General features: G+C 40.2%; 18 protein-coding genes. 12 read left to right on the forward strand and 6 right to left on the reverse strand.

The features are described from left to right. The first annotated feature begins 69 nt into the window (after positions 1 to 69). Positions 70 to 579 (forward strand): transcription/translation regulatory transformer protein RfaH, encoded by a 510-nt coding sequence (gene rfaH, locus A923_RS0108150; RefSeq protein ID WP_017221176.1) that lies wholly within the window; start codon positions 70 to 72, stop codon positions 577 to 579. 94 nt (positions 580 to 673) lie between these two features. Here the strand turns inward: rfaH and A923_RS0108155 are convergent, their stop codons facing one another. Next, positions 674 to 1054 (reverse strand): type IV pilin protein, encoded by a 381-nt coding sequence (locus A923_RS0108155; protein WP_017221177.1) that lies wholly within the window; start codon positions 1052 to 1054, stop codon positions 674 to 676. Positions 1055 to 1275: 221 nt separating this feature from the next. On the opposite strand from A923_RS0108155, the gene glnS reads away from it, so the two are divergent. After that, positions 1276 to 2919 (forward strand): glutamine--tRNA ligase, encoded by a 1644-nt coding sequence (glnS, locus tag A923_RS0108160; RefSeq protein ID WP_017221178.1) that lies wholly within the window; start codon positions 1276 to 1278, stop codon positions 2917 to 2919. Positions 2920 to 3061: 142 nt separating this feature from the next. Here the strand turns inward: glnS and fur are convergent, their stop codons facing one another. The 5 genes from fur to A923_RS0108190 form a co-directional block, all read right to left on the reverse strand. Beyond that, complete coding sequence (fur, locus tag A923_RS0108165) at positions 3062 to 3487, reverse strand: ferric iron uptake transcriptional regulator (protein ID WP_017221179.1); 426 nt, start codon at positions 3485 to 3487, stop codon at positions 3062 to 3064. Positions 3488 to 3788: 301 nt separating this feature from the next. Continuing rightward, positions 3789 to 4316 carry a flavodoxin FldA gene (gene fldA, locus A923_RS0108175; protein ID WP_017221181.1) on the reverse strand — a complete coding sequence of 176 codons (528 nt, stop codon included), beginning with the start codon at positions 4314 to 4316 and terminating at the stop codon, positions 3789 to 3791. A gap of 32 nt (positions 4317 to 4348) precedes the next feature. Beyond that, complete coding sequence (gene ybfE, locus A923_RS0108180) at positions 4349 to 4621, reverse strand: LexA regulated protein (RefSeq protein ID WP_017221182.1); 273 nt, start codon at positions 4619 to 4621, stop codon at positions 4349 to 4351. A 35-nt stretch (positions 4622 to 4656) separates the two neighbouring features. Next, complete coding sequence (locus A923_RS0108185) at positions 4657 to 4872, reverse strand: DUF2788 domain-containing protein (protein ID WP_017221183.1); 216 nt, start codon at positions 4870 to 4872, stop codon at positions 4657 to 4659. A gap of 70 nt (positions 4873 to 4942) precedes the next feature. Beyond that, positions 4943 to 5710, reverse strand: coding sequence for an alpha/beta fold hydrolase (locus A923_RS0108190; protein ID WP_017221184.1), 768 nt, complete (start codon positions 5708 to 5710; stop codon positions 4943 to 4945). A 170-nt stretch (positions 5711 to 5880) separates the two neighbouring features. On the opposite strand from A923_RS0108190, the gene seqA reads away from it, so the two are divergent. The 10 genes from seqA (at position 5881) to nagZ (ending at position 14345) form a co-directional block, all read left to right on the forward strand. Further along, positions 5881 to 6510 (forward strand): replication initiation negative regulator SeqA, encoded by a 630-nt coding sequence (seqA, locus tag A923_RS0108195; protein WP_017221185.1) that lies wholly within the window; start codon positions 5881 to 5883, stop codon positions 6508 to 6510. A gap of 98 nt (positions 6511 to 6608) precedes the next feature. Continuing rightward, positions 6609 to 7628 carry a vitamin B12 ABC transporter permease BtuC gene (gene btuC / locus A923_RS0108200; RefSeq protein WP_017221186.1) on the forward strand — a complete coding sequence of 340 codons (1020 nt, stop codon included), beginning with the start codon at positions 6609 to 6611 and terminating at the stop codon, positions 7626 to 7628. A gap of 26 nt (positions 7629 to 7654) precedes the next feature. Continuing rightward, positions 7655 to 8470 carry an ABC transporter ATP-binding protein gene (locus A923_RS0108205; RefSeq protein WP_017221187.1) on the forward strand — a complete coding sequence of 272 codons (816 nt, stop codon included), beginning with the start codon at positions 7655 to 7657 and terminating at the stop codon, positions 8468 to 8470. Positions 8471 to 8496: 26 nt separating this feature from the next. Next, entirely contained in the window at positions 8497 to 9441 is a 945-nt protein-coding gene (locus tag A923_RS0108210; protein WP_017221188.1) for a pyridoxal-phosphate dependent enzyme, read from the forward strand. Positions 9442 to 9670: 229 nt separating this feature from the next. Then, entirely contained in the window at positions 9671 to 10063 is a 393-nt protein-coding gene (locus tag A923_RS0108215) for a DUF2750 domain-containing protein (RefSeq protein WP_017221189.1), read from the forward strand. A 66-nt stretch (positions 10064 to 10129) separates the two neighbouring features. Then, the gene (locus A923_RS0108220; protein WP_017221190.1) at positions 10130 to 11002 is read left to right on the forward strand and encodes a 6-carboxytetrahydropterin synthase; all 873 of its coding nucleotides are present in this window, start codon (positions 10130 to 10132) and stop codon (positions 11000 to 11002) included. A 273-nt stretch (positions 11003 to 11275) separates the two neighbouring features. Next, positions 11276 to 11629 (forward strand): HIT domain-containing protein, encoded by a 354-nt coding sequence (locus A923_RS0108225; protein ID WP_017221191.1) that lies wholly within the window; start codon positions 11276 to 11278, stop codon positions 11627 to 11629. 158 nt (positions 11630 to 11787) lie between these two features. After that, positions 11788 to 12300, forward strand: coding sequence for a hypothetical protein (locus tag A923_RS0108230; protein ID WP_017221192.1), 513 nt, complete (start codon positions 11788 to 11790; stop codon positions 12298 to 12300). Continuing rightward, positions 12297 to 13280, forward strand: coding sequence for a phosphotransferase (locus A923_RS0108235; RefSeq protein ID WP_017221193.1), 984 nt, complete (start codon positions 12297 to 12299; stop codon positions 13278 to 13280). Before A923_RS0108230 ends, A923_RS0108235 begins: the two co-directional genes overlap by 4 nt. Before the next feature lie 51 nt (positions 13281 to 13331). Continuing rightward, entirely contained in the window at positions 13332 to 14345 is a 1014-nt protein-coding gene (gene nagZ / locus A923_RS0108240) for a beta-N-acetylhexosaminidase (protein ID WP_017221194.1), read from the forward strand. Positions 14346 to 14487 lie beyond the last annotated feature (142 nt).

Here is a 14487-nt window from a genome sequence, read left to right on the forward strand (position 1 = left end):
TAAACTTTAATTTCCACCATTATTACGTAAACTTACAAAGGTGATAATGATTAGGATAATCAAGTCGAAATGGAAGATATAAAAAAAGACTGGTACTTGCTGTACTGTAAAGGGAAGGAAGAACTTAGAGCATTAATGAACCTAGAAAATCAAGGTTATGAAAGTTTTTTCCCAACCATGAAAGTTGAGAAAAAAGTGCGGAATAAACTGACTTGTATAGATGTGGTCATGTTTCCTAATTACCTATTTGTCGAAATAGACAAGGACACGGCAAATTTCAACAGTATACGCTCTACGCGTGGTGTCATTGATTTTGTTAAGTGTGGCGCTAATTACACGAAAGTGCCTACTGCATTGGTTGAAGCATTAAAAGTAAAACAATCATGCCGAGATAAATCAGCCAAGGAAGTGAAGGTATATAGCGAAGGTGAAAAAGTGATCATTCAAGATGGTCCCTTCAAAGGTATGGAAGCTATTTATCAATGCAAAGACGGATTGGAACGTTCAGTGTTACTGATTAATTTGATCCATAATGTAACCACCTTATGTATCCCTAACGCAGAGATAAAAAGTAAATAAGCGCGTTACCATTAACTCTCGGCATAGATTAAGCCTTACTTCAGATAAGGCTGTCCTCAGTTACAGCGCTTCTTTTATAACGCCGCTATTTTTATTACCAACAAAGCGTTGGTAACCGCGTTAAATTATGATCTAAACTCAATGCTCGACACTCACTATCATTACGCTGATTATCTATCGCCGTTGCGGTCACTTTGTACTGATTGTTTGCTGCGATGTGAATACTGTATTGGTATTTGCTACTACTAAGATCGACTGCCAAATTGTTCAGTGCAACGTATTGTTGCTGTCGACTAAAATTATCTGTTTGTAATAAGCTGATGACTGTTAACTTCATTTTAGCTTGATCGCGATGAGTCGTTAATAAGCTGTGTTGGTAACTTGGTACTGCCATGCCGACTAAAATGCTCATAATAGCGAGTGTGATGAGCAATTCAATCAATGTAAATCCCAATGACATTGTTAATTTTTTCATTGTATTCCTCCATGATGACTTTGTTTGCTAGAGCTTAGGTAATAAACCAACGGTTGGTGATGTTTTAGGCAGTGTTGTGATAGTGATTCCGTCCAAGATAAGGTTAATGGCGCTGGTACAAGGCTAACTGGCCCGCATTCGCATTTAATTGTTGTGTCTGACGACATTTTGTTAGATCATTGCTCACTATTTTATTAAAAATTTACTGTTTGAGGTAAGGAATGAGTCAGGCCGAAGTACGTCCAACGAACTTTATTCGTCAAATTATTGATGAAGATTTAAATTCCGGCAAACACACGAATGTGCATACGCGTTTTCCGCCAGAGCCAAACGGCTTTTTGCACATTGGTCATGCCAAATCTATTTGTTTGAATTTTGGTATTGCTGACGATTACCAGGGACAGTGTAATCTACGTTTTGATGATACGAATCCAGAAAAAGAAGACATTGATTACGTTCATGCGATCCAAGAAGATGTGAAGTGGTTAGGTTTTAATTGGGATGGCGAAGTTCGTTATTCATCAAACTATTTTGACAAGTTATTCGAATACGCAGTTGAATTGATCCAAGCGGGCAAAGCCTATGTTTGTTTCTTAAATTCAGAAGAAACGCGCGAATATCGTGGCACGCTTAACAAGCCGGGTAAAAACAGCCCATACCGTGAAACGAGCATCGAAGAAAACCTAGCGCTATTTAATAAAATGCGTGATGGTGGTTTTGCTGATGGTGAATGTAGCTTACGTGCTAAAATCGACATGACGTCATCGTTCATGTGTATGCGTGATCCAGTTATTTACCGTATTAAGCGTGCTCATCACCACCAAACTGGTGATAAATGGTGCATTTACCCAATGTACGATTTCACCCATTGTATTTCTGATGCGATAGAAGGTATTTCACATTCTATCTGTACATTAGAATTTCAAGATAATCGCCGCGTTTATGATTGGGTATTAGATAATATCTCAATTGATTGCCGTCCGCGTCAATATGAATTCTCACGTTTGAATATTGAATACACGATGATGTCTAAGCGTAAGCTTAATGCATTAGTAACAGAAAACCACGTCAGCGGCTGGGACGATCCACGTATGCCAACGATTGCTGGTTTACGTCGCCGTGGTTACACAGCTGCGTCAATTCGTGAATTCTGTAAGCGTATTGGTGTAACTAAGCAAATCAATACAATCGAAATGGGCATGCTAGAAGCGTGTATCCGTGAAGATTTAGAGAACTCTGCACCGCGTGCAATGGCAGTACTTGATCCGGTTAAATTAGTGATTACTAATTACCCTGAAGATCAAACAGAGCAATTAATTGCGCCTGCTCACCCTAAATTAGAAATGGGTAACCGTACTCTGCCATTCGGCCGTGAACTATTTATTGATCGTGCAGATTTCCGTGAAGAAGCGAACAAGAAATACAAACGTTTAGTATTAGGTAAAGAAGTGCGTTTACGTAATGCTTATATCGTTAGAGCTGACGACGTTGTTAAAGACGACGAAGGTAATATCACTGAGATCCACTGTACTTACGACGATGAAACACTAGGTAAAAACCCAAGTGATGGTCGTAAAGCAAAAGGTGTTATTCACTGGGTATCTGCGACGGGTTCTGTTGATGCTGAAGTACGTGTTTATGATCGTCTATTTAAAATAGAAGATCCTGCAAGTGTGGATACATTAGAAGAAGCACTGAATGAAGAATCATTGGTTGTGATTAAAGCAGCTAAAGTTGAACCGGGTCTTGTTACTGCAGAAACTGCAAGTGCATACCAGTTTGAACGTGAAGGTTACTTCTGTGCAGATAAAGATTCAACAGCGGATAAACTTGTGTTTAACCGTACTGTTTCTTTACGCGGCTAAGCATTGCTTATCGTTTTGTAAGTTGAGCGTTTAACACCAAGTGATTGTATTTTATTGCTTGGTGTTATTCGAAGACAAAAAAAACACATGAAAAAAGGAGCTATAGGCTCCTTTTTATTTATCTGTTATTTAGTTCGTGTGATTATTTATGTTCACATTTGCCACTAAGTGAACGGCCATACAGGTATAAACTGTGGGCTTGTAATGACATATTGTTGTCAGCTGCCATTACACGTTGACGTTCTTCGATCAAGTCATCATGAAATTCAATCACGTGGCCACAATCAAGACATACAAGGTGATCGTGGTGGTCTTGCGTTGCCAATTCAAAAACAGATTTACCGCCTTCAAAGTAATGGCGTGTCACAATGCCTGCATCATCAAATTGGTTAAGTACTCGATATACTGTCGCTAGACCAATTTCTTCGCCTTTGCTAAGCAATTGTTTGTATAAATCTTCGGCACTAGTATGCTGACTGCTAGGGAGTTGTAACAATTCTAAAATTTTAATTCTTGGCAGTGTTATTTTTAACCCTGCTTTTTTTAATGCGCTTTTTCTATCAGTCATAACGTACTCATTTTAAAATAGAGAAGAGTATTATTTCTTTATATTGTTTACCATTATATGACGAGACGCAAAAACAATAAACCTCATATTTGTTAAAGCGGGATTTAAATGCATAAATTTAGGTGTTTAATTCGAGAGTAGAGGACAGTTATTGATTTTGAAGTAGGGTTAAGCGATTTTTTACAAAAAAGGAGTCGGGATTGTTAACAGGGGAAACGGATAAGGTATTATCGGAAAATAAAGTAAAAGATAAAACAAGTTATAAAACGTCGCTTTATCTCTTACTTTGTAAACGAGAAGATTAGTCTTCTAGTTCAGCAAGGCACATTTCGCTGTGGATCTGTTTTACCCAAGCTTCAACACGCTCTGCAGTTAATTCTGGTTGACGATCTTCGTCGATACCTAAACCAACAAAGTGGTTGTCATCAGTTTGTGCTTTCGATGCTTCGAAATCATAACCTTCCGTTGGCCATTCACCGATTAATGTACCGCCTTTTGCTTCAACAACGTCACGTAGTGTGCCCATTGCATCAAGGAAGTATTCAGCATAATCTTCTTGGTCACCGCAACCAAAGATTGCAACAAGCTTGTCAGAAAAATCAATTTCTTCTAGTGATGGCATGAAATCATCCCAATCACATTGAGATTCGCCATAATACCAAGTTGGAATACCTAAAATTAATAGGCTGAATTCGTTAATATCTGCAGTTGTTGATTTTGCAATATCTTTAACATCAACAAGCTGTTTACCCAGTTGTTTCTGGATCATTTTAGCAACTACTTCAGTGTTACCAGTGTCACTACCAAAAAATAAGCCTACGCTAGCCATTCTTAAATTATCCTAATAGTTGTAATTTAAACTCATCGAGCTACATGAGTGTGCAATAATTGTTGTATATATTCACTGCGTGTCATCTTAGCACTTTTTGCTTTCATATTTAACATATCAAATAAGTCTTGTTCGACTTTTAATTCAATACGTTTTAATCCATTCGCCTTATCTCGGCTTAATTGATTACGTTTATTGTGTTTCAACTGCTCTTTACGTGAGAGTGGGTTGGTTTTAGGTCTACCAGCACGCTTCTCTTCAGCAAAAAGGTCAATCGTGGTTCTGTCTAAATTTTCCTTTGCCACGTTATTTTCGCCATTGCAGTTAATAATATTAGTAATTAAATCTGGGTTTCCCAGACAGTGATCAATATTTCTTTAAACACAAAACCAGCCATACCAAAACAGAGTACAAACCAAACAGCTATACGTCCGAATCGCGGCACATTACCTTTTTTAAGTACGTCTTGAATTGCCATGCCGATTAAGAAAAACAGTGCGACAAAGAATAGCTTAATGCCTACCGCTTCAATTAAGTCAATGTATTCATACAACATATCAATTTTCACCTAAAGTACATAACTGTATTTACTTAAAGTACGAACGGGCAAATATAGCACAATGTGACTAATGACTAAATAAAAAGTCGACTATTATTTTATTAAATATCACGGGCTTTTCAGCATGTAGCCAGTGCCCTGTGCCTTGCACTAATTTTGCTTTTGCCTGGGGGAAATATTTCGCAATCGCTGATTTGTGTGCGTTGGTAATATAATCTGAGTTCATGCCTTTAATAAATAACACTGGCTTATCATACTGTTTATTTACTTCTGGCCAGTCTGAAATGACATCGTATTGCGAAATAATAGTGTCTAACGCATAGTGGAAATCAAAGTTGCCTTGGTCATTTTTATATAACCCTTTGAGTAGAAATTGCTGCACACCCGCTTCTTCAACATGCTCTGCCAGTTTTTCTTGCGCTTCACTGCGGCTGTTGATGTCTGTTAACGGTATGTTTTTTAGACCCGCAAAGACATTATCATGTCGAGGAGGGTAATTAACCGGTGCAATATCGGCGATCGCTAAACTGATTACGCGGGTTGGGAAGTTTAACGCGGTGCGCATGGCAATTTTACCGCCCATCGAATGACCGATGATGTGCGCTTGTTCAATTGCTAAATGATCCAGCAACTGAATAATATCATTTGCCATATCATCATAATGCATACTATGATGGCGCATAGATAAACCGTGGTTTCTGACATCAACAGCAATGACTTGATAATCAGTTTTTAGTTGTTTAGTCAGCATGCCTAAGTTAGTGGCACTGCCAAATAAACCATGGATAACGATAACAGGAATACCCTGACCGTATATTTTGTGATTAAGTAACATATATCTCTCCGTTATTGTGACTGATTCTACCGCAATAATTAGGTCAATGTCGTGTATGAATTGTCGACAAATGCATCATAGAGGTAATTTTTTGCTTATAAGCGTAGAGAGAAATCTATTCACAAGGTATAATTAAACCAAATTTATAAGCAAGGATTCACTAGTTAAATATGAAAACGATTGAGCTTGAAGACGACCTATATCGTTATATTGCTAGTCAAACGAAAGATATTGGCGAAAGTGCATCAGATATTTTACGTCGCTTACTTGATGTATCAGCAAATGTTTCTGCAGATTTAACGAATGTTGAAGAATCGCAGCCGCATGCAGTGGACACCAACAGTGAGACTAAGCAAACGGTAACTAAATCACCGGTAGTAGTCGAAGAAGAAGAACCGACACCTGTATCTGCACCTATTGTGGTAGAAACAGCAGTAGAGGTTGTTAGTCATTCTACATTGCCAGCCAGTATCGCTAAGCTTATTAAAAATAAGAAATTTAAAGAAACGACAGTGTCGGTTACTAAGTTTATCCAGATCTTATCTGTGCTTTATGCTGAAAACCCGAAAGAGTTTGATACTGCGACTGATATTAAAGGTCGTAAACGTATTTACTTTGCAAAATCTGAAAGTGAATTGTTAAGCGCGGGTAGCACGACTAAACCGCGTCAGATTGAAAACACACCATATTGGGTTATTACTAATACCAATACGGGACGCAAACGTAATATAATTACGCAGCTAATGGCTGAAATGGGCTATACCCATGCGTTAATTGATGCTGTAAGTCAATCTATCTAATTACAGCCTACTGACAGGGTATTTGAAATGTGCTTAAGCGTTATGCTGACATTATTTGAAGTACCTTGTCTGTTTCTTTCAGAATCCCCATTTAAATTATGATCGACCTACTTGAATTACAGCGTGCCAGTACGCAAAAAAGTCGAACTACCCTTATCTTGTTATCAATCTTCCTTGTTGCTGTTACTTTTATTTCACTCGCCTCCGGTAATTTTAGTATTGGTTTGGATGATATTGTTAACGGACTCTCACCTTTACAACAACAAGTGCTGTTTGAATTACGCTTACCACGTATTATTACTGCTATTTTAGTCGGCGGGGCGTTAGCTGTGGCAGGCTGTATCTTACAGGTGCTATTGGCGAATTCGCTGGCAGAGCCTGGTGTGATCGGTATTTCATCGTTTGCCAGCTTGTTTGCGGTATTATCAATCGTGTTGCTTGATTCGTTATTACCACAATTTGCTGGGCTACAGCAGTACATCTTGCCACTGTCGGCTTTTGTCGGCGCTAGTCTGGTGACTGGCCTGTTGTATCAAGTGACCAAGAATAATTTACCCACCACGAAGATCTTATTATTGGGTGTGGCGATTGGCATATTCTCGGGGGCCATTATGACTTGGCTACTTTATTTTTCAGATGACAGTAGCATGCGTCAGATGCTGTATTGGATGATGGGCAATTTAGCCTATGGTGCCGACCTTATTTATATTGCGGTGATACCACTGGCTTTGAGTTTTGTGTGGATCATGCGCCGTATCGATGCGCTTAATCTGTTGCAGTTTGGTGAGCAGGGCGCTTTTCAGTCTGGTATTGATGTGCCTAAATTGCGTATTCAGCTGATTTTATGCGTTGCCGTGCTTACCGGTATATCCGTATCAATGGCCGGGGTGATCAGCTTCATCGGTTTAGTTATTCCGCATATTTTACGCATTTTGGTCACCAGTCAATTACGCTTTTTGGTGCCGGCTTCGGCTTTGCTTGGGGCGAGCTTTTTATTATTAGCAGATTTAATTGCCCGCAGTGCGTTTGCCACTGCTGAGTTACCTGTCGGCGCAATAACTGCTAGCCTTGGCGCACCATTCTTTATCTATTTGTTGTTACGTAAGCAAGTAGCGTAAAGTAAAAAATAAGATGGGAATAGACTATGGTTAAGGTAAAAAATACGATGCAGCAACCTGCAATACTCTCGCTCACTGGGGTGAATTATCAGCAGCGTCTACATGACATCAATATATCGATTGAGGCCGGTGGTTGTTTGTTTTTATTGGGGCCAAACGGCAGCGGTAAAAGCACGTTATTAGCCATTCTTGCTGGTCATGCAAAAGCTTGCCAAGGAGAATACCAGCTAGCAGCACGTAACGTTACGGATTATCCTATTGCCGAACTTGCACTGCAACGCGCATGGTTACCGCAAGCATCGCCGCCGCCTTTTGCCATTCCTGTGTATCAGTTTATTGCGTTAGGTTTACATCCATTAGGTATAAACCTAGAAGATGAGCAGGCTTGTCAGGTGATTAATCAGCTATTGTCGCGTTTGGATATTGCGAAATTAGTCACGCGAAATTGTGATCAGTTATCTGGTGGTGAATGGCAAAGAGTATTGATTGCGCGGACCTTGGTACAAGTATCACCCATACTAAATAAACAATCAGTGCTGTGCTTGTTAGATGAACCATTAACAGGACTTGATTTAAAACACCAAATTGAAGTGTTACAGATATTAAAAGAATTTTCTGAGCAAGACATTACCATTATTGCGTCTATTCATGATCTTAACCTTGCCCTTAATCATGCCTCAGCGGTGTTACTATTAAAGGCAGGACGCGTGGTTGGGCAGGGGGATGCTAATCATGTATTAACCGTTGAGACTATTAAGCAAGTGTATGACGTTGATACCGAGCTGTTAGCTGTTAATGGCCGCCAATTTATTGTCTCTGCCGCACTGCCTATGTCAGTTTAGTTAGGTAATAAAACGAGGACACCTCTGTGCAACTACGAAATACCCCTGTCGATGAAATCGAATTCTTAGGTCATCAAGTGTATGTCAAGCGTGATGACTTATTAGATGTGGCTTTTACGGGTAATAAAGCCAGAAAATTTTATCACTTCTTACAACAAGATTTATCCCAAGTCGATATTCTGGTCGGCCATGGTTCTGTTCAAGCTAACTCTTTGTATTCACTATCTGTATTAGCGCAGTTGAAACAATGTCAGCTGTATTATTATGTTGACCATCTGCCGCAGTACCTTATTGATAACCCCCAAGGTAATTACCGCGCGGCTTTAGCGCAAGGCGCATATATTATCGTCGTTGATTCACTCGAATTATCCGTCATTGAGCATATACAACAGCAAGTATTACCGAGGTTAGCTGAGCAAGGCCAACGCGCGGTATTTATTCCTGAAGGCGGGCGTTGTCAATATGCTGAAATGGGATTGAAAATTCTCGCTGATGAGATTAAGGCTTGGGCTGCAGCAAAGTCGTACGCGGACATTCGCGTCGTACTGCCTGCAGGAACCGGCACAACGGCCTTGTTTTTACAAAAGCATTTACCCTTTGAAGTACAAGCGTGTGCGTGTGTTGGCGGTGATGGTTATTTAAAACAACAGTTCTTGGCATTGTGCGTTGATGAATCGTTGCACCCGACTATTATGAAGGCAGACAAGAAGTATCATTTTGGCAAACTTTACCTGCCGTTTTATCATATATGGGCGCAGTTAAAACAAACCACCAATATAGAATTTGATTTACTTTACGATCCGCTCGCTTGGTTATGCTTGCAGCGTGAATTTACCATTGCTAATGAGAATACCGCTGCAGGACTTGAAAATAGCGATAATCGCCCCATTCTTTATATACACCAAGGTGGATTGCAGGGTAATGAAACCATGCTACCGCGTTATTTTCGCAAACTGTCATTTGTAAAATAGAATGGGTGTGTGGAAAATCGAGTTGCGTTATCTGATGGCTACGTTGTGATGTTTACGAACCTGATAAGTGAATGCTTATCAGCATGAACATGACTAATACCAAGTAGAAATAGTAATACTGACTTTACTATTTCTACTTGGTATTTATTATTACGCAGCGTACAATCCGCAGCTGCTTTATTATAAACATTATTTGAAACTGCAAACCGCGGTTTCTTGAGAGAAAATTATGACATTTAAAATCCATGACAAGCAAACTGCTGACGCTGTTGAAAAATCACCAGAAGCACGTTTCAACTATTTCATTTTTCGTGCAGTTAAGTCTGAAGAAATATGGACATTAGCAGACGAGAACGGTTTTGTTATTAGCGAAACTGAAGGTGAAAGAAGCATCCCAGTTTGGCCACATGCCGAGTTTGCAAGTGAGTGGATCCAAGGCGATTGGGCTGCGTGCCAACCGCTTAAAATTGAAATGGGTGCTTGGCGTAACAGTTGGTTACCAGGTCTTGCTGCAGATGGCGTTGTTATCTCGGTATTTCCAAAAGCTGGACAAGACGTAGTTGTTGTTGATAGTGAAGAACTTATGGCTTCATTTAAAGATGAATACGACGCACAAAAATAGTATTAATCAATGAGTATCACTCAAACAGCGCTACCTATTTTAGTTACCATAAAGGACATTATTTAGATGAAATTATTCGTCAAAGACCTTACTGTTATTGATTCTTCAGTATTGGATTATTCACGCGGCGTTATTGGCCAAAGTTGGTTAGTGGATATCGTTCTGCATGGTGACTTAAATGAACAAAGCATGATCCTTGATTTTGGTATTGTGAAAAAACTTATTAAGTCGACGGTTGATGAATTAGTCGATCATAAATTGATCGTACCTGCACATGCTAAATTTTGTGATGTGATGAGCGATGGTGCATTTACTTATGTCGATGTATGGCGTGAGCACAGTGAATCAATTCATTTAGCTTGTCCTGACCAAGCGTTTGCCTTGATCCCTACAGCACAAATTACGCTTGCTAGTTTAGAAACGTATTTGACTGAGCAATTAATGTTACGCCTGCCAAACAATGTTAAAAAATTAGATGTTAAATTACGTGAAGAAAAAATTGACGGCGCAGAATACTGCTACAGTCATGGTTTACGTAAACATTTAGGTAATTGCCAGCGTATCGCCCATGGTCATCGTTCGACGATTGAAATTCTACGTAACGATGAGCGTGATAGCGCACTTGAACTGAGTTGGGCAGAGCGTTGGAAAGACATCTACCTTGCTGAACATTGCGACATGGTATCAGCGTCTGAATTATCACTATCTCGTGCGGGCATGGCGGCATTAACGCCGGAACATTACTGTTTTAAATATCAGGCGCCACAAGGTGAATTCCAGCTTGCCATTAGTAAGTCAATTGTCGAAATTATGCCGACTGAAACAACCGTGGAAAACATTGCTCAGTATATTGCTGATACATTAGCAAAAGACTGCGATGATACGTTAACAGTATTTGCTTATGAAGGTGTTGGTAAAGGCGCTATTGCTTCTGCTTAATCGCCGCTAGTGTTGACTTTATTCACTGCTGAATTGAAATGATAAGCCCGCCAGCCACTACACTCATATGTAGAGGCTGGCGGGCTTTTTTGTTGTGGTTATCACTGAAACAAGCAAAGATAATGAGTGGTGGTGGATAACAGGTGTATTTGTATTTTTTTTCACTTATTATTGAAGTACTTATTATTGTGCGATAATTATTAAGCTTATTGTCGTACGATAATTATTAAACGATTTATTATTAAATGACTTAATTTTGTAATGGAGTTAAAAATGGCAGAAGAAACAATTTTTCGTAAGATCATTAATAAAGAGATCCCAGCTGATATTCTTTACCAAGATGAGTTAGTGACAGCATTTCGTGATATTAGTCCAAAAGCAGCCACACATGTATTAATTATCCCTAATAAGCTGATCCCGACGACCAATGACGTATGTGAAGCCGATGAGCTAGCGTTAGGGCGTTTATTCACCGTAGCACGTAAAATTGCCGAGCAAGAAGGTATCGCTGAAAATGGCTATCGTCTTATCGTTAACTGCAATAAGCACGGTCGACAAGAGGTTTTCCATTTACACATGCACCTTGTTGGTGGTGAGCAACTTGGTGCCATGGTGACGACTAAATAGTTCGATTGAATCGTCGGCATAAATAGCACGGGTTAAACCCTGCTATATACTATAAAGATGACCGCTTATCTCATTGCTATCTTGTCGGTCATCTCATTACGTTATCACTATTAAAGACAATAAAACCAACAGTAACAGGATCTTGAGGGGGAGTATAAATGAAATGGATGCTCATATTATCGTATCTGCTTAGTGCGTTATTGGTTACCGGTTGCACCTCGTCAGTACAATCACCACAACTCGTGCCTGCACCGTCACAGCAAGTGCTCACCATGGCGCTTGATCCTATTCAAGAACACCCGCTAACTACCCAAGTACGAGAATTAAATTGGCAGTTATTGCAGCAACCTTTCTTTGTGCAAGGTACTTTTGAACACGGTCAACGCCTTTATATCACCTATCCAAGTAGCGTGGTCGCGCTACCTATTACTCATGAAGAATTACAACGGGCGAGTGCTGAAACGCTGACGCAACCGCGCTGGTTTGATATCCAGGTTTTAGCTGTAGCAGAACAAGACCAGAGCGCCGAAATCGTAGAGAAAAGTTATTCTTTGGTTATCAGCGTTGTTAACATCAAAGATACGCCTAATGCACATACCTTAACGATCGAACTGCTGAATAATCGTTTCAATACGGTTGAAGCACACGTCAGTCGTGTGATCTTGTTATGAGCTTGAAACCTGAACATTGCCATGTTGATGTAGAACCTGCCGCTAAAAATGCCGTGAACCAATTACCTGAATGCGTTGTCGAAATAGCGCCTGAATGTATTGCCGAAGCCATACCTGAATTTGTGGTGCAATTTAGTCCTGCGTTATTTTCTTTAACCCCCGTATTAGGTGGCTTAAGTAATCATAATTCTCGACTTGAATTCCAACGCAATGGTGTGCAACAGCGCTATTTTGTACGGCAGTTATCATCGACGTACCATGACATGGATAACAATGTTGAGCACGAATACGCAGCGCAAATTCAAGCAGCAAGTATCGGTTTAGCGCCGAATATCATTGTTCAGCATGCACAAGGCATGATCAGTGATTGGATTGTTGGCCAGCATTGGAATGAAGCCGAGCAAGGCCGAGATGAAAACATAGAAAAAATAGCGCAATTAGTCGCTACGCTTCATCAACAACCTCTGCCTCACCATCATCTTGATATGGTCGAGCGTCTGCAACATTATTACCAGACAATTAATACCGAATTTAAAACCGTACAACGAGAGCAACAACTAGCCCTTGTAATTAACTTAATTCAGCAACATTTATCGACAAATCTAACGACAAATAGAACTGTCTTTTGTCATCATGACATGAATCCATTGAATTTTATCGAAGATACACAGGCTAAGTTATATCTGTTGGACTGGGAGTTTGCAGCCGCGGGGCATGGTGATTTTGATATTGCCACTTTGTTTCAGACCTTCGCGTGGCAACCATCACAGCAAGCGCTGTTTTTAAACTATTACAATCAAGATCACCCAACCGCGCAAGTGACGTCTGCACAAGTGGATATGATGGCGGTGGTCGTGGAGATGATGACGCTGTTGTGGTGCATTGTGATGTACCAGCAAGATAAAGACATTACCTATTTAACGTTGTGGCAGCAATCTGAACGTGCCATGGCAGATAAAATCAACAAATTAACAAATTAACAAATTAACAAATTAACAAATTAACAAAGTTAAATTAATTGAGGAATTAAAGTGGGACCAGTAATAGTAGATGTTAACGGTTATGAATTAACGGCGGAAGATAAAGAGGTCTTAGCGCACCCATTAACCGGTGGGCTGATCTTGTTTAGTCGTAACTATGGTGATCATGGCCAGTTAAAAGCATTAATTAAATCGATTCGTAAAGCAGCCAATAGTCCCATCGTGATCTCTGTCGATCATGAAGGTGGTCGCGTACAGCGTTTTCGTGAGGAGTTCACGCGCATACCCGCTATGGGTAAAATCGCCGAACTTTATGCCGATGATCGTGAGACCGCAAAGCAGTTTACTCAGCAATGTGGTTGGATGTTAGCCGCTGAATTGTTAGCGTTTGATATTGATTTAAGCTTTGCGCCAGTGCTGGATCTAGAACGTGGTAGCCAAGTGATTGGTGACCGCTCATTCCATGCTGATCCAAGCTGGGTAACAGACCTGTCAACTGCGCTTTGTATTGGTATGCATAATGCGGGCATGAAAACGACGGGTAAGCACTTTCCAGGACATGGCAGTGTATTAGCTGATTCACATATTGCATTGCCAGTTGATGAGCGCAGCTTAGCTGAAATTACCGAGACGGACTTATTGCCGTTTAAGGCGCTTATTGCTAATTCGCAGCTTGATGCAATTATGCCTGCACATGTTATTTATCAGCAAATGGACAGTAAAGCGGCTGGTTTTTCTCAATATTGGTTACAAACAGTGCTAAGGCAACAGTTGGGCTTTAAAGGCGCGATTTTCTCTGATGATTTATCTATGCATGGCGCCAGTGTCGCGGGTAATTATTTAGAACGTGCCGAGCAGGCAATGTGGGCGGGCTGTGATTTATTACTGGCGTGTAACGATCGCACCGGCGTATCTGCTTTATTGGATGGTTTGGATAATCATTTAACCACGGATGATTTTAACCTGAAACACTGCAGTAACTTTTCATTAGACGAGCTTAAAATGAGCTCATTATGGCAAAGTACAGCACAGTCGTTAGTGAAGTTTAACCAAGAGTTTAGTTAATCAATTGGCAAATACAACTAAGTTATGAATAAGCCATGAACAGGTACATTGTCATTACATTACTGTTTTAGCTGTAAAAGTAACCATAAAGGCTGATGATTTGATCACACGCAATTTTTAAGCGGTGACAAGAACGAATAGC

This window comes from Moritella dasanensis ArB 0140, from assembly GCF_000276805.1.
In the GTDB taxonomy this organism is placed as follows: Bacteria; Pseudomonadota; Gammaproteobacteria; order Enterobacterales; family Moritellaceae; genus Moritella; species Moritella dasanensis.

Excerpts from the sequence above, each read along its gene's own strand:
- seqA (WP_017221185.1), top strand. The coding sequence starts at position 5,881 with ATGAAAACGATTGAGCTTGAAGACGACCTATATCGTTATATTGCTAGT.
- glnS (WP_017221178.1), top strand. The coding sequence starts at position 1,276 with ATGAGTCAGGCCGAAGTACGTCCAACGAACTTTATTCGTCAAATTATT.
- A923_RS0108205 (WP_017221187.1), top strand. The coding sequence starts at position 7,655 with ATGGTTAAGGTAAAAAATACGATGCAGCAACCTGCAATACTCTCGCTC.
- A923_RS0108235 (WP_017221193.1), top strand. The coding sequence starts at position 12,297 with ATGAGCTTGAAACCTGAACATTGCCATGTTGATGTAGAACCTGCCGCT.
- A923_RS0108230 (WP_017221192.1), top strand. The coding sequence starts at position 11,788 with ATGAAATGGATGCTCATATTATCGTATCTGCTTAGTGCGTTATTGGTT.
- A923_RS0108190 (WP_017221184.1), bottom strand. The coding sequence starts at position 5,710 with ATGTTACTTAATCACAAAATATACGGTCAGGGTATTCCTGTTATCGTT.
- fur (WP_017221179.1), bottom strand. The coding sequence starts at position 3,487 with ATGACTGATAGAAAAAGCGCATTAAAAAAAGCAGGGTTAAAAATAACA.
- A923_RS0108225 (WP_017221191.1), top strand. The coding sequence starts at position 11,276 with ATGGCAGAAGAAACAATTTTTCGTAAGATCATTAATAAAGAGATCCCA.
- btuC (WP_017221186.1), top strand. The coding sequence starts at position 6,609 with ATGATCGACCTACTTGAATTACAGCGTGCCAGTACGCAAAAAAGTCGA.
- A923_RS0108220 (WP_017221190.1), top strand. The coding sequence starts at position 10,130 with ATGAAATTATTCGTCAAAGACCTTACTGTTATTGATTCTTCAGTATTG.
- rfaH (WP_017221176.1), top strand. The coding sequence starts at position 70 with ATGGAAGATATAAAAAAAGACTGGTACTTGCTGTACTGTAAAGGGAAG.
- A923_RS0108155 (WP_017221177.1), bottom strand. The coding sequence starts at position 1,054 with ATGAAAAAATTAACAATGTCATTGGGATTTACATTGATTGAATTGCTC.
- A923_RS0108215 (WP_017221189.1), top strand. The coding sequence starts at position 9,671 with ATGACATTTAAAATCCATGACAAGCAAACTGCTGACGCTGTTGAAAAA.
- fldA (WP_017221181.1), bottom strand. The coding sequence starts at position 4,316 with ATGGCTAGCGTAGGCTTATTTTTTGGTAGTGACACTGGTAACACTGAA.
- A923_RS0108185 (WP_017221183.1), bottom strand. The coding sequence starts at position 4,872 with ATGTTGTATGAATACATTGACTTAATTGAAGCGGTAGGCATTAAGCTA.